Source organism: Bradyrhizobium sp. 190, from assembly GCF_023073415.1.
Lineage (GTDB): Bacteria > Pseudomonadota > Alphaproteobacteria > Rhizobiales > Xanthobacteraceae > Bradyrhizobium.
Genome location: NZ_JADPJL010000066.1, coordinates 1 through 14,724, shown reverse-complemented (window position 1 = coordinate 14,724; position 14,724 = coordinate 1). Strand labels below are relative to the sequence as shown.

Below are 14,724 nucleotides of genomic sequence, written 5' to 3'. Positions count from 1 at the left end.
ATGGAGCTTCTCTCCATCGCCGCTATCCTGCTCGGATTTCTTGCGCTGCTGCTCGGTGCCGGCGTCTGGATCGGCGTCGCCTTGATGGCGACGGGATGGGCCGGCATGCAATTCGCCGGCGGCGCCATACCGGCGGGCAGCGTTCTTGCGACAACGGTGTGGGGCAACAGTGCGTCGTGGTCGCTCGCGGCATTGCCGCTCTTCATCTGGATGGGCGAAATTCTCTTCCGCACGCGGTTATCGGAGGAAATGTTCCGTGGGTTTGCGCCCTGGCTGAACTGGCTGCCGGGCCGGCTCATGCACGTCAACGTGCTCGCCTGCGGTGTGTTCGGTTCGGTGTCGGGATCGTCAGCCGCGACCTGCGCCACGGTTGCCAAGATCGCCCTGCCGGAACTGAAGAAGCGCGGCTACGACGAAAACTTGAGCCTCGGCTCTCTGGCCGGTGCGGGCACGCTCGGCATTCTCATCCCGCCGTCGATCACCATGGTGGTCTACGCCGTGCAGGCGAATGTCTCCATCATTCAGGTTTTCCTCGCCGGATTTTTGCCGGGCCTGATGGTAATGACGCTCTATTCCGGCTACATCGCGATCTGGTCGCTCGCCAATCCAAATCGCACGCCACCGGCCGAGCCGCCGATGAGCTTTCGTAGGCGCATTGCAGAGTCGCTCAATCTCATTCCTTGCCTGCTGCTGATCGTTTTCGTCTTTCTGTCGTTGCTGATGGGCTGGGCGACGGCGACGGAATGCGCAGCCTGGGGCGTGTTGGGATCGCTCGCGATCGCGTGGTGGCAGGGGGCGCTGACCTGGCAGTCCTTCTGGGCGAGCGTCATGGGCGCGACGCGGGTCAATTGCATGATCCTCTTGATCCTGGCGGGCGCTTCCTACATGGGCACGTCGATGGCCTATACCGGCATCCCGCTGGCGCTCGCGAGCTGGGTGAACGGCCTCCAGCTCAGTCCTTATGCGCTGATCGCGGCGCTGACCGTCATGTACATCGTGCTCGGCGCGGCGCTCGACGGAATTTCCATGATCGTGCTGACCACCGCCATCGTCATTCCGATGGTAAAGCAGGCCGGGTTCGATCTGATCTGGTTCGGCATATTCCTGGTGCTGGTGGTGGAAATGGCGGAAGTCTCTCCGCCCGTCGGCTTCAATCTGTTCGTCCTGCAGACCATGAGCGGCAAGGACTCCAACACGGTCGCCAAGGCGGCCCTGCCGTTCTTCTTTTTGTTAGTTCTCGCGGTTGCCATCATCACGGTATTTCCTGATATCGTGATGTTGCTGCCGCGGATCGCGTTTCCCGGCTAGAAAGAGGTGTTGTCATGTTGAAGCTTATCAAAACGTGCGCGATGGTCGCCTGTGTCGCAGCGCTTGCCGGCCCTGCAATGGCGCAGACAAAATGGAATCTTCCGGCGGCCTATCCGGCGGACAATCCGCATTCGGTGAATTTGATCGCGTTTGCCAAGGATGTCGGCGACGCCACCGGCGGCAAGCTGCAGATCACCGTTCACCCCGCGGCGTCCCTGTTCAAGGCGCCGGAAATCAAGCGCGCGGTCGCAACCGGACAAGCGCAGGCGGGTGAGGTTCTGATCTCGCTGCATGAGAACGAGGATCCGATGTTCGGCATCGACGTCGTCCCGTTCCTGTCGACGAGTTACCCGGCAGCCAAGAAACTGTGGCTGGCGTCGAAACCCGCCATCGAAAAGAAGCTCGCCTCCCAAGGCCTTATGCTTCTCTTTGCGGTCCCGTGGGGTCCGCAGGGCATTTATGCCAAGAAGGATCTCAACACCGTCGAGGACATGAAAGGCCTGAAGTGGCGCGCCTATAATGTCGGCACCTCCCGCATCGCCGAACTTGTCGGCGCGCAGCCCGTCACCATTCAGGCGGCGGAACTGCCGCAGGCCCTGGCCACCGGCGTCGTGAACGCGTTCATGACCTCGGGCTCGACCGGCTACGATAGCAAGTCGTGGGAAACCATGACGCATTTCTATGATACCCAAGCCTGGATTCCGAAGAACGTCACCTTCGTCAACAAGGCGGCTTTCGACGCGCTCGACAAGCCGACCCAGGAAGCGATCCTCAAGGCGGCGGCGGTCGCCGAAGAACGCGGCTGGAAGCTCGCGGAAGAAAAGGCGAAGTGGTACCTCGAACAACTTCAGGCCAACAAAATGAAGGTGCTGCCGCCGCCTGCGGCGCTGAAGACGGGTCTTGAGAAGATCGGGGAGCAGTTGACGGCCGATTGGCTTAAGAAGGCCGGCCCCGATGGTGAAGCCGTGATCGCCACCTATAAGAAGTAGGACGATCGTCATCGCGCTCAGTAGCGTCCGGCATTCGATTGCCGGACGCGACAGTTTGAGAAGGGCAATCGGCCCCCCTCACCTCACCCAGCTTCGATGCACTCTTCCATGATCCCATCGATCTCGGCGGCCGAGAGAACGCCGATCTCGGCAATGAATACGATCCGTGTCCGCAGCACCCCGGCAGGCAGCGCCCCGCCCGGCGCCAACGTCGCGCGCCCGCCGGCAAGCTGAAACACCGTCAACCGCCCCGGCTGCTCCACAGTCTCGAACAACCCCTTCGCCCGAGCGAGCTTCGGCGCCAGCCGACCGATCGCCTGCTGCAACCGGGGGAGCGACACCGGCCGTTCCGATGTCCAGCTCAGCGTCTCGAACCGGTCGGCCGACGGCCGTCGCGGCCCCGGCTCGCGCGGCGCGGGCACGCGGTCCACGTCCGCGGGGAACAGCAGCGCTGCGGGGACTTCGCCATGCAGCGCATCGACAACCACCGCCGCCGGACGCTGCGCCCGGACGACATCGCGCAGCTTTGCGCGACCCGCCGCATCCACCAGATCCACCTTGCTCAGCGCCACCACGTCGGCCGCCCGCAGCTGAGACCGCAGCAACGCGTCGTTCAATGTCTCCGCCGGTGTCGTCGCGTCCACGACGCACAGCACCGTTTCCAGCGGCGCCTCCCGCCAGATCAGGGGATCCATCAGGTTGCGCACGATATCCGAGGGATCGGCGACCCCGCTGGTTTCGATCACGATGAACTCCGGCCGCGGATCACGCCGCAGCAGGGCGGCGAGCGTGCGCAAGAGATCGCCTTCCAGCGAGCAGCAGATGCAGCCGTTGCTCAGGCTGACCACCCCATCGCTGGCGCCCGCGATCAGCTCCGCGTCGATGTTAACAGCGCCGAAATCGTTGACCACGGCGGCGATCCGCCGCCCCTCCGCATGCGCCAGCAGGTGGTTCACGACCGTGGTCTTGCCCGCCCCGAGGAAGCCGGTCACCAGGAGGATCGGGACTGGCAAGATCAGCTCTCGGTAACGGGCCGGCGCACCGGCCGGCCGGGCCTCGCCGCCACATCCAGCACGCCATCTGATATCAACGGCTCGCCGCTGACCACCAGATGCCGCACGCCCTCTGACGGATGGTTCATCGCCGAGAAAGTCGCCCGGTCGGTCAGCGCGTCGAAATCGAACACGACAATATCGGCATCCGCAGCCACCTGCAGCCTTCCCTTGGCGCGCATGGCGGGCGTGCTGTGGGAAAGGATCTCCGCCGGGATCAGGGCGCATTTGCGGATGCCTTCCAGGAGCGACAGCTTCTTGCGCTCACGCACCCACTCGCGGATGAAGCGGGTGAAGCAACCCGCCGAACGCGGATGCGAGGTGGCGTCATCCGGCAGCGGCCAGGCGTCGCCGGTGTAAGCGCTGCCGTCCGACAGGGTCCAGGGCATCGCGTCGGACGCGATCGCGCCACCGGGATACAGCACCGAGATGTCCAGGAGGTCACGATGGTGCGGATTGTTCTCCGTATCCAGGATATGCCACAGCACCAGCGTGGAGGGCTCCTCCGCCTGCGCCGCCAGCAATTCCCCGCGGTCGCGGAAGCGCCGCCCGTCGGTCACCCGCTGCACCGAATCGTAGCCGAGTCCATTGCGCGCCTCGAACTCCGGATCGCTGAAGAAGGCTGCCGCCAGCACCGTCGAACCGGTGCCGTACGGATAGGCCTCCACCGTGATCGGCAGGCCCTGCGCCTGCGCCTTGGCTATCAGCACGGCGCAGCGCTCGACGTCGGTCTTGCTGGAAGAGTTGAAGTGGCAGATGTGCATGTGCGCGCCGGTGGCGCCGGCATAGCCGATCAGGCGGATATAGGCCTCGGCGGCGCTTTCCGGATCGATACGGGACATGTAGGCGACGTGGGTGAAGGTCGCCACATCATGCGCCGCCGCCAGTTGGCACACCGCGGTCAGCTCCTGGACGCCGGCGCCCGGGGCATAGGCATTGAGGATGCCGATGCCAATGCCGCCCTCGTTCAGTCCGATTGCGAGGCGGTCGAGGATGCCGGCCACCTCCGTGTCGCTGGCCACGTTGTCGATCCAGCGGCGATCGCGCATGGCATTGCCGAACGCCTCCAGCGAGCTTTCGGCGTTTGAGCCGGTCATCGCGCCGATGCGCGCGAAGGCCCAGTTGGCGGCGGCGCCGTAGTTCAGCACGCGTCCCTTGGCGGCCTGGCGCCGATACCAGGATGCGACGGGCAATACGCCCGCCTCGAGGTCGAGCGTCGTCGTCACCCCGTCGAACGCCTGCATGCGGTCAGCCGGGATCGACTGGCCGTGCGCGTGCAGATCAATGAAGCCGGGAGCCACCACCAGCCCGGTCGCGTCGATCACCCGCTCGGCGCTGCCGAGCCCGGTGCCGACCGCGGAGATCTGACCATCCACAACAGCCACATCGCCAATGGCGTCCATCCCGCTTGCCGGATCCACCACCCGGCCGCCAGTGATTATCAAGCCACTCATACCGTCATTCCCCACACGCAAAAACTTTAGGCAAGGCCGGCAGCAGCGCCGCAGGCACCTGGAGCGCCCACGCACGGGCGGTCTCGGCTCCAATAGAGACAGATTTTTGGACCGACGACCACCTCCGCCGATGCTGATTCATCAAAACAACCCCATGCAAAGTAGCAGGCGGCTGTCGCATGAATGCTTCGAAAAACAGTTTGACACGTCGGGCAAATCAGCGGCATTCCTTCATCATCCCGTAATCTCGTGAACGCCCGTCGCCCCGCAATAGCGGGCGCGTCCATACGATTGCGGCTCAAAATCCTCGCTCACAATTGAAATTGCACCGGACCGCGGCGGCGAGCGATCGCCTGCGCGTGGCCGAACCGCGCGCGTGCCGCGCGCACCAGGGAATCTCGACATGAACACCGCTCCGGACCTCACGATGCCAACGGCGATCGCCGCAACCGGCCAGACCAACGCTGCCGCAGCCCCGCGGATCAAGCTGCTGTCGCACGGATTCTCCATCGACCATCCCGACCCTGAAATCGGCGAACAGCTCATGGCTGATACACTGGGGGTCGCCGACCGCGAAGCGATGCATGGCATTCTCAGGCAATTGGTAAAGGCCAGCGTGAGCGGCGAGAGTCCCGACGAGGTCAACCTCTCCTTCATGATCTCGATGGTGAAGAGCATCAAGCCCCGGGATTCAATCGAAGCCATGCTGGTGGCGCAGATGGTTTCGGTTCATGTGATGGCGATGCGATGTGCCCATCACCTCGCGAATGCGGACGACCTCGCCCAGCACGACAGTGCCGCGCGCGCATTGGGCCGGCTCGCCCGCACGTTTCCGGCCCAGATCGAGGCGCTCAACCGCTACCGCAGCCATGGCGAGCCCGCCATCACCGTGCAGAACGTGTCGGTCGGGGATGGCGGCAAGGCCATTGTCGGCAACGTCACGCAGCATGCGCGCGTGATCGTTTCGGACAAGAACCCGGCATCCGCGGCGCGGAAGGCGCCGAAGGCCGCGGGCTCCAGGCGACGGCGCGCTCCCGCTGATGCCAAGCGGGAAGCACAGGCATGAGCGATCACGTCAGAAATACCGGCCCGATGCTGGCGAGCCCACGTTGTGGCGCCAAAACCCGTTCCGGCGGTTCGTGCCGCTCGCCGGCGGTGCACGGCAGGAAGCGCTGCCGCATGCATGGCGGCGCACAGGGATCTGGCGCGCCAAGGGCAAACCAGAACGCGCGCACGCACGGCCTGTTCACCAGGGATGCGATTGCGGAGCGAAGGGGGGTACAGGCGTTGTTGCGGGAATCGCGGAAGTTGCTGGAGGAGATGAAGTGATCGGGCTGCACCGGGAACTACGGAAAGGCAGGGAAGTTGACCGTCATGAAGATGGCCAAGGCAATCCGGCAGCAGGCAGCCACCGCAGAGCGGGTGGCGGTGAATACGGCTGACACATACGTTGCCGGCCAGATGAGAACACTGGCGCAGGCTTTCAAAATCCAGGCCGAGATCATCAAGAAGAACAAGAAGAAGAAAAAATGAGCTTCTCGATCAAAGCGATGTGCCAACACGGCGATCTGGTCCACCGCAGGAAGACGGCCGAAGGCGCCCTGAAGAAGGCCCGGGAGATGTCGCGCGCCGGCTGCTACGACATTTACATCACGACGCCCGAAGGGCGGGACTACCACTCTTCCGAGTTCGCAGATTTGCCTCGTACGCCCGCCGTTGCGCGCGTGCACCCGAAAACCCGCCCTCCCGACAAGCCCATTTCGGTTTCGCGTACCCCGAGATAGCGCCGCGATTGCCTTCGCAAACCGGAACGAAGTGCGACCTACTCGATTATCACTGATTGATCAGGAAGCTTGCCCATGGCCGACGACATGCCCTCCCCGCCGCTTGTGTATGAAGGCCTGGATCCCAGTCCGGAATCCAAGTCCACGATTGAAGAGGTTTCCGATGCGGTCCGGGGCGCCGCCAGTCGCGTCGGCGACGCGATCGAGAAAGGGAAGAAACCCGGCATGCCGCTCAGCATCCTGAGCAACATCGCGCGGGAAGCGCCGCTCGGCTCGCTGCTGGTCGCGTTCTTGCTGGGTGTGGCTGTAGCTCGGCGTCGCTAAGCAGGAGCGCTCCGGCCGAGACCGGACGCCTTCGCGACCTCTGCCATGCCGCGCGCCTTGGCCACGTCATCAATCGCCTTGAGCGCAGGATTGTCGCCCATGTGGCGCCGGCACCGGGCCGCCACTATGACCCCACGATTTCGCCATACGCATCGTGTTGTTCGCTCGCACGACCCTTCCCGTCAGGCTAGCCTTCGGAAACATGGACATGGGCGGTGATTTCATTGGCCGCTGGCGTGCGGGCAGCGGCAGGAGAACGGCACGGCAAGCGAAACCCGGACAGTACAGCGCGAAGGTGCTTGCTTGCGGCTCATTGCTGCTCTCGTCTGTCATCGTCGCTGGCATGGCGACGCAAACGGCATTGGCGGAAACAGCCGCGCCGGCCGCGATAGGCGTCACTGACAACGAGAAAGAGCAGGATGGGCCCGGCGTCGCGCAAGCATCCCGCACGCAGAAGCCAGAACCCGAAACAGTGCTGCGACAGCCTGAGGTGCAGAAGCCAGCGCCGGAAGCTGCCGTTCAAATGCCGGAAGCACGGAAATCGAGCCACGAGGCCAAGGATTTACCTGTACCACAGCTCGTCTTGCCGGGCGATCTGGCGAAGAAGATCGGCCAGAAGATCTGGCTGAATGAAACAGGCGGAAAACCTGATGCGATCACGGCATGGAGTGCGAACGAGGAATTCGCTTCCTTAGGGATTGGTCATTTCATCTGGTTTCCTGTCGGCAAATGGCTGCCATACGAAGAGAGCTTTCCGGCCCTGCTCGAATTCATGCGCAGGAAGAATGTGCATTTGCCCGCCTGGCTGGACCAGACGCAAATTCCGGCCAACCCGTGGACAAGCCGGGCCGAGTTCAGGAGGAACTCCAACTCACCGCAGATGAAAGAGTTGAGGCAGTTTCTGCTCGACACCGTGCCGGAGCAGACGCAATTCATGGTGGCGCGGGCGCAAGGTGCGATGGAGAAGATCCTCAAGACGACGCCCGACGGCACGGAGCGCGAACATATCGTCATCCAGTTCACGCGCGTCATTCGCGCCTCCGAGAATTTTTATCCGCTGATCGACTACATCAACTTCAAGGGCGAAGGCACCAACCCGAACGAAGCCGCCATGAACAGGGAGACCGGGCGGCGGCAGGGTTGGGGTCTCAAGCAGGTGCTGCTCAAGATGAACGGCGATACCAGCGATCCGAAGGCCGTGCGCGCCGAATTCGCCGATGCGGCGCAGTTCGTCCTGCAGCAGAGGGTTCGCAACCTTCCATCCAACCGTGTCTTCGAGGTCGGCTGGCTGCGCCGCGTCGCGACCTACCGCCGCCCGATCGCGGATCCGGAATCGAGCCCCCAACGGGCTCTGAGGAAATCGTTGCGAGTGACGGCGGCTCAATAGCTTTCCTATGAAGAGGACAGTTGCCGTTTTTGCGTATGCGTGAGGCTGCTTGTCCCGCAACGTTCGTCAGGCAATCGCGGGCTGCGCCTCGCTGACGTCAGCCTTGGCGCTCTTCGCCACCACCTTCTCATAGGCCGCCTGCGGCCGTTCGCCTACGCTTGGGCCGGTTCGACGCTTCGGTTTCAAGCCGAGATGGATCTCGCGCAGCTCGCCCATCAGCTCGGCCCACATGGTCGTGCCGCCGTCGCTGAGCAGTTTGGCGCGAATGCCGGATTACGGTGACACTCAACTCCAGTGAGAGTTTCGTGCACTGAACCGTAATTCGAATTGGCGCTCCCTAGGGGACTTTACGGAGCGTTGAAAATCAAAGGGTTAGCCTATGGTGGGACTGAATATCGTTCCACGTGATCATTAGCTTTTCCAACACGAATGTCTCACCGCACCGCCCCCCAAAAGTGGGGCTCGGCACTAACTTGTGATAGATTACCCGCCGAATCGTGGACGGGATGACAGTCATGATCACTGACGGGACCATATCGGGCGACGACAAGCGCGAGCCTACACCGCCGCCCCCGCCGCCGCCCACTGATCAAGATCACCGAAAGAACGAAACACCGCGACTGCCGACGGGCTAGAGGCGAGCGACTACCGCGACAAGTAGCGAGAGCAATCCGCAGAACAGTGCGAGGACGCCGCACCGCTTGGCATAGTCCAGCCATTTTGCCATCCGCTTGTTGAGAGCGGTGTTGGTAGCTTGGCCTTCGAGGAGACGGTCAAGATAGGCCTCGTAGACTTTCTTGGTGTCGATATCGGGCCTCATCGCCCATTGCCAAAAGTCGGCCGACCGGCCCGGTAGGTGGATGTCTGCGGTCCACATACTGGCAAAGCAGCAATAGGCACCTCCTATGAGCGGAACGGCGATGCCTACAGGCACCCATGCAAAAACTTTTGGGATCGGCGCAGCTGTAAGAAATATAGCGGCCGCCGCTGAAATGGCGGCACTGGCAACCGCGATGTAGAATTGAAGTAACGCCAAGGCGTGCCGGTCGCCCTGATGAATGAGATCGACGATCGCAGCGTTGCGCACACGCGCATCATTACAGGCAAATTGAATGTCGCTTGATTCCAACATCGCGCGGCCCCCTCTGTCGCCCGACCGAACCTCCTCGGATTCGCGCGGTAAATCAACCGGCGCGCTAGCTTAAGCGCGTCATGCAACTAACTGCCCTTCCAATCGACCCGCCCCTCACCGGCGGGTTTGCCGGCGAAATGTCCCCGCCCAAAAGGATTAGGGCGCGTGTGATTTGGGACCGTAAGCAGCTTGACTGCGCCTTTGACGCATTCGACGATAGCGGGGAAAACGAATGGGATTGAGGTCGGCCGACGACATGCATGTGCGTCTCAAATATTTGTCTGAGGATGTAGACCGGCACGGTAATGTGCGATGCTACGTTCGCGCACCCGGAAAGCGCAAGATACGCATCCGTGCATTCCCCGGCACAAGCGAATTCATGGAAGAGTATCAGGCCGCGGTCGCCTCGGCGGGCGACTCGCCGGCGCGCCAAGCCAGCGAAGCGAAGCGCGGCTCGTTTCGGTATCTTTGCATACGCTACTATGCAAGCGTGACTTACAAATCCCTCGACGCTAGCACGCGAAATTGGCAACGTCGCGCGTTGGATGAAATCGCGCAAGACCATGGCGCGAAGCGCATCGCTATGATGTTGCCTCGGCACGTCCGCCGAATTCGCGATGCTAAAATCGAAACGCCAGCCGCAGCAAATTAACGCGTGAAGGCGTTGCGTGCAATGTTTTCTTGGGCCAACGAGGCAGAAGAAACGACCGTCAACCGGGCGATCGGTGTAAAGAAGCTAAAGTATGTCTCGGCTGGTCATCACACCTGGACGGCGGAAGAGATCGAGCAATTCAACGAGCGCCACCCGATTGGGACTCAGGCGCGGCTTGCATTTGATCTTCTGCGTTACACCACTGGCCGGTGCGAGGACGCGCCTCGGTTCGGTCGACAACACATCCGAGGTGGACGTGTCCAATTTCGGCAAGCGAAGAATGAACATCGCAACCCGATCGACATTGACATACCCTTGCATCCCGACTTGAGGGTGAGCATTGATGCAACGGCAGTCGGCAACATGACGTTCCTAATGACGGAATATGGCAAGCCGTTCACGGCCAATGGGTTTGGAAACAAGTTCAAAGATTGGTGCCGACAGGCTGATCTGCCGCACTGTTCAGCACACGGCGTGTGCAAAGCGACTTCGACGGCGTTGGCCGACGCGGGCGCTACTCCGCATCAGATAGCCGTTACCGGCATCAGACGCTTGAAGAAGTTGAGCGGTATACAAAATCCGCGAGACGTAAGAGGAATGCCGACGCTGCAATGGCAAAGCTCAAGTGAGAATCTGAATGAAGAGCGTCAGCGACGGAATGTTTGAATCTTCTTATACCGATCTTTATGATGGAGCTCGCCATTCCACCGCGCGTCTTCGTCAACTGCTTCTCGTTGTCCAAGACAACACTGACCACGCTTTGTGGCCTTTAGCGATTGTGAATGCAACAACGTGCCTGGAATGGTTCGCAAGGAGCGTACTTCAACAATTGATCGATTTTGCGCCGGAACAGATCAATCCCGAGGCGCGCATACTTCGTGACTTGAAGATTAACTACGCTTTAATTTTACAGGCGCGTTCAACTTATTTGTCAGTGGGTGCCATCGTTGCGATGAGTCGCAATTTTTCCTCGTTCGACGAAATTGATGTCACCTTGACTGATTTAATGAACAATCGAAAGCCGAGTGCACTCGCTCGAATGGCCACGCCTCTGTATGACTTGACAACTCTCGCCTTCCGTCGCGGTCAGCGAACGAAAACTGTGCTCGCAAAACAACTCAATGAAATGTTCAAGAGAAGGCACGAATTAATCCATGGATCGCCTAGGCATTTGGCGTTCGAAAATGAACTTGAAACGCAATTCAGTAAACGCGAGTTATTGGCGTTCATCCATTGCGCCATTCAGTACATTAAGCAGATGGATGCCGCATTGAGGAGGTCTGCTCCTCAATTGGCCGAGCGTACCACGATCGACATCAATTGGAATCTAAGGCGCAAGCTCGATAATAGCGAAGTTGAGGTTGAGAGAATAGCAAAGGCAATTGAGCGACGTATCGCTGGCGATCCCGATGAATTGCGAGAATTTCGTCAGACGCAGCGAGTTTGGCGCCTTTGGCGCGATAAGGAAAGTATCTTTCAAAGCGGCAGTTGGCGCGGTGGGACCGGCCGGACAGCGGTTATTCTGAGTTACCGAACCTCATTCAATCTTGAACGGTTACGTAGCCTTGAAGCCTACATCCGCGAACTTGATGGCGCGGCACCGATGCGAATTTGACGGATCGTGCGATCAAAGATCGAACATTCGCTGTCCCACTGGAAAAGTCAGTGGGACAAAAGCCGCAAAAATATCAAGGAAAATAAGGTCTTGCAGACGAGGTGGCGCTCCCTAGGGGAATCGAACCCCTGTTTCAGCCTTGAGAGGGCCGCGTCCTAACCGCTAGACGAAGGGAGCGTACGGGAGAGGGAATAGCCGCGAAATCGGCTTGCTGCAAGGCGGAAGCTTCTATTCATCATGCCCGGGCTTGTCCTGGGCATCCACGTCTTTGGCTGCCAACTGAAGAAAGACGTGGATGGCCGGGTCAAGCCCGGCCATGACGGTGAGGGTGAATCAGGGCTCGCTGACGAATTTGAGCTTTCCCGCCGGTTTCAGCGTCTTGGCGTCGAAGGTGCGGATTTCGGTTACCCCGCCGATATCCAGCGTCAGCACCAGCCGCTCGCCGGCCACCGCCGTCGAGACGATGCGGGCGCCCTTGGGCAGCGTCGCGATAATGTCCGTCGCGGCTGCCGCGGGGCTTCCCTCGCCCTTGTAAAGACGATACCCGACGGCGGTCAGGACCACGGCCACCGCAAGTGCCGAGGTCAGGCCCGCGATCAGCATCATCCGCCGCACCCGCGCAAACAGCGCGGCCTGCTCGGGGGTCGGTTCGGGCGCAACGGTATCGGTCATGCAAGGCTCTTGATAAGGCTCATAGTTGGAACAAGGCTCTTCTTCAAACAACGGTCAAAGGCTGGAGGTCACCGTCGGCGGCGACGAGGGATCGCCCCGCCTCGACCGCGTGCTCGCGGTACTCCGCCCGGAACTGTCGCGCTCGCGGCTGAAAGCGCTGATTCTGGCCGGTTCCGTCACCGCCAAAGGCGCCCCCATCCGCGACCCCGCTTATCATGTCGCTGCCGGAGATACGATCACAATCGACGTCCCCGAAGCCGTCGCGCCGGAGCCGCAGGGCGAAGATATCGCGCTCGACATTATCTATGAGGACGACGACATTATCGTCATCGACAAGCCGCGCGGTCTCGTCGTGCATCCGGCCGCGGGCCACGAGAGCGGCACGCTGGTCAACGCGCTGATTGCCCATTGCGGCGCAAGCCTTTCCGGCATCGGCGGCGTCCGCCGGCCGGGCATCGTGCACCGGCTCGACAAGGATACGACCGGGCTGATGGTGGTCGCCAAGAACGACCAGGCGCATCAATCGCTGACCGCGCAATTCGCCGATCACGGCCGCACCGGTCCGATGCAGCGGGGCTACATGGCCTTCATCTGGGGCGTGCCCAATCGCCAGCGCGGCACGGTCGACGCGCCGATCGACCGGCATCCTTTCGCCCGCGAAAAAATGGCGGTGCGCCCGGGCGGACGCGAGGCGATCACCCATTGGGAATTACAGGCGGCGTATCAGGGGCGCGACGGCAAGCCGGTCGCCTCGCTTCTCGCCTGCCAGCTCGAGACCGGGCGAACCCATCAGATCCGGGTGCACCTCGCCCATATCGGCCACCCCCTGATGGGCGATGCCGTCTATGGCCCGCACTTCAAGACCAAGGCCGGCCAGCTCGGTGCCCAAGGTAAGGATACACTCACCGCCCTCGGCCGGCAGGCCCTGCACGCCTATCTGCTCGCCCTGGAACACCCCCGAACCGGGGAATTTTTGCATTGGGAGGCGGCTCTGCCGGAGGATTTACGCCTCCTGCAAATCGCGCTGGAAGCGGCCGTATGACGCAGCCCCTTCAGAAAAGATAAGCCATACCAAATGGTTATGGCTGCCACACGGGGACGTGACGTCAGCATTCCTTCCCTATTTGTTCGTTTTCGGCTATGTTGCACCTGCGCTGAATATCCAGCGCGGAACATCGCAGCCTGGTCGGCTTTAACACAGCGATCACCTGCCGGGCCCGCCGCTATCGGGGGCCTGAACCACTGGAGGGCGCTCAAATGGCCCGTACAGCTACCTTGCCGGTTCTCAATGGAGAATCCGGCCTTTCTAGATACCTCGCCGAGATCCGCAAATTTCCGATGCTGGAGCCCCAGCAGGAATACATGTTCGCCAAGCGTTGGCGCGAACATGACGATCGCGACGCGGCACATCACCTTGTCACCAGCCATCTCCGGCTCGTGGCCAAGATCGCCATGGGCTATCGCGGCTACGGCTTGCCGATCTCCGAGGTCGTCTCGGAAGGCAATGTCGGCCTGATGCAGGCGGTCAAGCGGTTCGAGCCCGAGAAGGGTTTTCGTCTCGCTACCTACGCCATGTGGTGGATCAAGGCGTCGATACAAGAGTACATCCTGCGTTCCTGGTCGCTCGTGAAAATGGGAACCACCGCGAACCAGAAGAAGCTGTTCTTCAACCTGCGCAAGGCGAAGAGCAAGATCTCCGCGCTGGACGAGGGCGATCTCCGCCCCGACCAGGTAGCGATCATTGCCAAGCGCCTCGGCGTGACGAATCAGGACGTTGTCGACATGAACCGCCGCCTCGGTGGCGACGCGTCGCTCAACGCGCCGATCCGCGACGACGGTGAAGCCGGCGAATGGCAGGACTGGTTGGTCGACAACTCGCCCAACCAGGAAGCCGTGATGGCCGAGCACGAGGAGTTCGATCATCGCCGTCAGGCGCTGAACGGCGCCATCGGTGTGCTCAACCCGCGCGAACGCCGCATCTTCGAGGCGCGGCGCCTGGCGGAAGAGCCGATGACGCTGGAAGACCTCGCCGCCGAATTCGGCGTGTCGCGTGAACGCGTGCGGCAGATCGAGGTCCGCGCTTTCGAGAAGGTGCAGTCGGCCGTGAAGGGCACGATTGCCCGGCAGGAAGCCGAAGCGCTCGAAGCCGCGCACTGATCGCGCCATCGAGGTAACAGTTGACGAAAGCCGGCGGCAACGCCGGCTTTTTGTTTTTTGGGGTGCTGCTTTCACAAGCGCGTCGTCCCTGCGAAAGCACTAGCTGATTCACACATCTTTGAGGGTTTCCCACGCGGAGGCGACGCCCAAGAAGTATTGGAGGCCATGCCTGATGGTGATGGGGCCGGGTTTGGTGCG

At 61.5% G+C, this 14,724-nt stretch carries 19 protein-coding genes and 1 tRNA gene; 13 read left to right on the top strand and 7 right to left on the bottom strand.

What is annotated here, in order from left to right; all coding sequences use genetic code 11:
- Together IVB22_RS34420 and IVB22_RS34415 are read left to right on the top strand one after the other, a co-directional pair.
- Window positions 1–1,308, top strand: coding sequence for a TRAP transporter large permease (locus tag IVB22_RS34420; protein ID WP_247521610.1), 1,308 nt, complete (start codon window positions 1–3; stop codon window positions 1,306–1,308).
- Between the two features lie 14 nt (window positions 1,309–1,322).
- Window positions 1,323–2,297, top strand: a complete 975-nt coding sequence (locus tag IVB22_RS34415) for a TRAP transporter substrate-binding protein (protein ID WP_247521609.1) — start codon at window positions 1,323–1,325, stop codon at window positions 2,295–2,297.
- Window positions 2,298–2,380: 83 nt separating this feature from the next.
- On the opposite strand, the gene IVB22_RS34410 is transcribed toward IVB22_RS34415, so the two are convergent.
- A complete protein-coding gene (locus IVB22_RS34410; protein WP_247521608.1) occupies window positions 2,381–3,310 on the bottom strand; it encodes a GTP-binding protein in 930 nt (309 codons plus the stop codon).
- Window positions 3,311–3,312: 2 nt separating this feature from the next.
- Complete coding sequence (locus IVB22_RS34405) at window positions 3,313–4,803, bottom strand: amidohydrolase family protein (RefSeq protein WP_247521659.1); 1,491 nt, start codon at window positions 4,801–4,803, stop codon at window positions 3,313–3,315.
- 403 nt (window positions 4,804–5,206) lie between these two features.
- Between IVB22_RS34405 and IVB22_RS34400 the strand changes: the two genes are divergently transcribed.
- From IVB22_RS34400 to IVB22_RS34380, 5 genes are all read left to right on the top strand, one after another.
- Window positions 5,207–5,869, top strand: a complete 663-nt coding sequence (locus tag IVB22_RS34400) for a hypothetical protein (protein ID WP_247521607.1) — start codon at window positions 5,207–5,209, stop codon at window positions 5,867–5,869.
- Window positions 5,866–6,132: an HGGxSTG domain-containing protein gene (locus IVB22_RS34395; RefSeq protein WP_247521606.1), complete on the top strand. Its 267-nt coding sequence runs from the start codon at window positions 5,866–5,868 to the stop codon at window positions 6,130–6,132. The genes IVB22_RS34400 and IVB22_RS34395 overlap by 4 nt, the downstream gene beginning before the upstream one ends.
- Window positions 6,133–6,177: 45 nt before the next feature.
- Window positions 6,178–6,336, top strand: coding sequence for a hypothetical protein (locus tag IVB22_RS34390; RefSeq protein ID WP_247521605.1), 159 nt, complete (start codon window positions 6,178–6,180; stop codon window positions 6,334–6,336).
- On the top strand, window positions 6,333–6,587 hold the full coding sequence (locus tag IVB22_RS34385) for a hypothetical protein (protein WP_247521604.1): 255 nt from the start codon (window positions 6,333–6,335) through the stop codon (window positions 6,585–6,587). The genes IVB22_RS34390 and IVB22_RS34385 overlap by 4 nt, the downstream gene beginning before the upstream one ends.
- Before the next feature lie 75 nt (window positions 6,588–6,662).
- Window positions 6,663–6,911, top strand: a complete 249-nt coding sequence (locus IVB22_RS34380; RefSeq protein WP_247521603.1) for a hypothetical protein — start codon at window positions 6,663–6,665, stop codon at window positions 6,909–6,911.
- Here the strand turns inward: IVB22_RS34380 and IVB22_RS42160 are convergent.
- The gene (locus tag IVB22_RS42160) at window positions 6,908–7,012 is read right to left on the bottom strand and encodes a hypothetical protein (protein WP_374207787.1); all 105 of its coding nucleotides are present in this window, start codon (window positions 7,010–7,012) and stop codon (window positions 6,908–6,910) included. The two genes, IVB22_RS34380 and IVB22_RS42160, sit on opposite strands and share 4 nt — an antisense overlap.
- 107 nt (window positions 7,013–7,119) lie before the next feature.
- On the opposite strand from IVB22_RS42160, the gene IVB22_RS34375 reads away from it, so the two are divergent.
- Window positions 7,120–8,298, top strand: coding sequence for a hypothetical protein (locus IVB22_RS34375; RefSeq protein WP_247521602.1), 1,179 nt, complete (start codon window positions 7,120–7,122; stop codon window positions 8,296–8,298).
- Window positions 8,299–8,364: 66 nt separating this feature from the next.
- Here the strand turns inward: IVB22_RS34375 and IVB22_RS34370 are convergent, their stop codons facing one another.
- The gene (locus IVB22_RS34370) at window positions 8,365–8,529 is read right to left on the bottom strand and encodes a hypothetical protein (protein WP_247521601.1); all 165 of its coding nucleotides are present in this window, start codon (window positions 8,527–8,529) and stop codon (window positions 8,365–8,367) included.
- 400 nt (window positions 8,530–8,929) lie between these two features.
- A complete protein-coding gene (locus IVB22_RS34365; protein WP_247521600.1) occupies window positions 8,930–9,430 on the bottom strand; it encodes a hypothetical protein in 501 nt (166 codons plus the stop codon).
- Between the two features lie 232 nt (window positions 9,431–9,662).
- Between IVB22_RS34365 and IVB22_RS34360 the strand changes: the two genes are divergently transcribed.
- From IVB22_RS34360 to IVB22_RS34350, 3 genes are read left to right on the top strand one after another with little or no spacing between them, the layout of a single operon-like run.
- Entirely contained in the window at window positions 9,663–10,082 is a 420-nt protein-coding gene (locus IVB22_RS34360; RefSeq protein WP_247521599.1) for a hypothetical protein, read from the top strand.
- 3 nt (window positions 10,083–10,085) lie between these two features.
- Window positions 10,086–10,748 carry a hypothetical protein gene (locus IVB22_RS34355; protein WP_247521598.1) on the top strand — a complete coding sequence of 221 codons (663 nt, stop codon included), beginning with the start codon at window positions 10,086–10,088 and terminating at the stop codon, window positions 10,746–10,748.
- On the top strand, window positions 10,720–11,697 hold the full coding sequence (locus tag IVB22_RS34350; RefSeq protein WP_247521597.1) for a lysozyme inhibitor LprI family protein: 978 nt from the start codon (window positions 10,720–10,722) through the stop codon (window positions 11,695–11,697). The genes IVB22_RS34355 and IVB22_RS34350 overlap by 29 nt, the downstream gene beginning before the upstream one ends.
- Window positions 11,698–11,799: 102 nt before the next feature.
- Here the strand turns inward: IVB22_RS34350 and IVB22_RS34345 are convergent.
- Window positions 11,800–11,874, bottom strand: a tRNA-Glu gene (locus IVB22_RS34345).
- Window positions 11,875–12,030: 156 nt separating this feature from the next.
- Window positions 12,031–12,369 carry a hypothetical protein gene (locus IVB22_RS34340; RefSeq protein WP_247521596.1) on the bottom strand — a complete coding sequence of 113 codons (339 nt, stop codon included), beginning with the start codon at window positions 12,367–12,369 and terminating at the stop codon, window positions 12,031–12,033.
- Between the two features lie 25 nt (window positions 12,370–12,394).
- Between IVB22_RS34340 and IVB22_RS34335 the strand changes: the two genes are divergently transcribed.
- Window positions 12,395–13,411 (top strand): RluA family pseudouridine synthase, encoded by a 1,017-nt coding sequence (locus IVB22_RS34335; protein ID WP_247521595.1) that lies wholly within the window; start codon window positions 12,395–12,397, stop codon window positions 13,409–13,411.
- A 215-nt stretch (window positions 13,412–13,626) separates the two neighbouring features.
- Window positions 13,627–14,526, top strand: coding sequence for an RNA polymerase sigma factor RpoH (rpoH, locus tag IVB22_RS34330; RefSeq protein WP_247521594.1), 900 nt, complete (start codon window positions 13,627–13,629; stop codon window positions 14,524–14,526).
- Window positions 14,527–14,724: the final 198 nt, after the last annotated feature.

Excerpts from the sequence above, each read along its gene's own strand:
- rpoH (WP_247521594.1), top strand. The coding sequence starts at position 13,627 with ATGGCCCGTACAGCTACCTTGCCGGTTCTCAATGGAGAATCCGGCCTT.
- IVB22_RS34405 (WP_247521659.1), bottom strand. The coding sequence starts at position 4,803 with ATGAGTGGCTTGATAATCACTGGCGGCCGGGTGGTGGATCCGGCAAGC.
- IVB22_RS34415 (WP_247521609.1), top strand. The coding sequence starts at position 1,323 with ATGTTGAAGCTTATCAAAACGTGCGCGATGGTCGCCTGTGTCGCAGCG.
- IVB22_RS34380 (WP_247521603.1), top strand. The coding sequence starts at position 6,663 with ATGGCCGACGACATGCCCTCCCCGCCGCTTGTGTATGAAGGCCTGGAT.
- IVB22_RS34390 (WP_247521605.1), top strand. The coding sequence starts at position 6,178 with ATGAAGATGGCCAAGGCAATCCGGCAGCAGGCAGCCACCGCAGAGCGG.
- IVB22_RS34365 (WP_247521600.1), bottom strand. The coding sequence starts at position 9,430 with ATGTTGGAATCAAGCGACATTCAATTTGCCTGTAATGATGCGCGTGTG.
- IVB22_RS34360 (WP_247521599.1), top strand. The coding sequence starts at position 9,663 with ATGGGATTGAGGTCGGCCGACGACATGCATGTGCGTCTCAAATATTTG.
- IVB22_RS34395 (WP_247521606.1), top strand. The coding sequence starts at position 5,866 with ATGAGCGATCACGTCAGAAATACCGGCCCGATGCTGGCGAGCCCACGT.
- IVB22_RS34400 (WP_247521607.1), top strand. The coding sequence starts at position 5,207 with ATGAACACCGCTCCGGACCTCACGATGCCAACGGCGATCGCCGCAACC.
- IVB22_RS34385 (WP_247521604.1), top strand. The coding sequence starts at position 6,333 with ATGAGCTTCTCGATCAAAGCGATGTGCCAACACGGCGATCTGGTCCAC.
- IVB22_RS34375 (WP_247521602.1), top strand. The coding sequence starts at position 7,120 with ATGGGCGGTGATTTCATTGGCCGCTGGCGTGCGGGCAGCGGCAGGAGA.
- IVB22_RS34420 (WP_247521610.1), top strand. The coding sequence starts at position 1 with ATGGAGCTTCTCTCCATCGCCGCTATCCTGCTCGGATTTCTTGCGCTG.
- IVB22_RS34370 (WP_247521601.1), bottom strand. The coding sequence starts at position 8,529 with ATGTGGGCCGAGCTGATGGGCGAGCTGCGCGAGATCCATCTCGGCTTG.
- IVB22_RS34340 (WP_247521596.1), bottom strand. The coding sequence starts at position 12,369 with ATGACCGATACCGTTGCGCCCGAACCGACCCCCGAGCAGGCCGCGCTG.
- IVB22_RS34350 (WP_247521597.1), top strand. The coding sequence starts at position 10,720 with ATGAAGAGCGTCAGCGACGGAATGTTTGAATCTTCTTATACCGATCTT.
- IVB22_RS42160 (WP_374207787.1), bottom strand. The coding sequence starts at position 7,012 with ATGGGCGACAATCCTGCGCTCAAGGCGATTGATGACGTGGCCAAGGCG.